This is a genomic window from Aromatoleum evansii (assembly GCF_012910805.1).
Taxonomy (GTDB): Bacteria; Pseudomonadota; Gammaproteobacteria; order Burkholderiales; family Rhodocyclaceae; genus Aromatoleum; species Aromatoleum evansii.
Window position 1 is genome coordinate 1 of record NZ_WTVK01000301.1, and the last position, 390, is coordinate 390.

At 73.8% G+C, this 390-nt stretch carries 1 protein-coding gene; it reads left to right on the plus strand.

Translation table 11 applies throughout. From position 1 onward, the window contains the following. Nucleotides 1-227 (plus strand): cobalamin biosynthesis protein (locus GO615_RS30130; protein WP_211167451.1); only part of this gene is annotated, 227 nt, incomplete at its 5' end. Between the last annotated feature and the right edge of the window lie 163 nt (nt 228-390).

Below are 390 nucleotides of genomic sequence, written 5' to 3' on the forward strand. Positions count from 1 at the left end.
ACGCCGGGCCCGTCGAGGCCGCCGCCGCGGGCGCACTCGGGGTGCGCCTCGGCGGGACGAACGTGTACGCCGGTCGCACCGAGCATCGCGGTGAACTCGGCGACGGACGCGCGGTCGACGTCACCGACATCCCGCGTGCGGTACGGCTCACCCGACGCGTCGGACGCACGGTCCTCGTCCTCGCGCTCGGCGCGCGTCTCCTCGCGCGGCGTCGCACGATGAACTGACCGGTTCGCGTGTGCGGCACAGCCGAACCGCGCGCGTATTAGAACGCAGGAACAGCCCCGCTCGTCAGCTCCGCAGGAACGTCACGACCTCGTCGAGCGTGCTCACCTCACGCAGCCCGGCCGGTGCCGCGGGCCGTGCGACGACGACGACGGGGACGCCGAG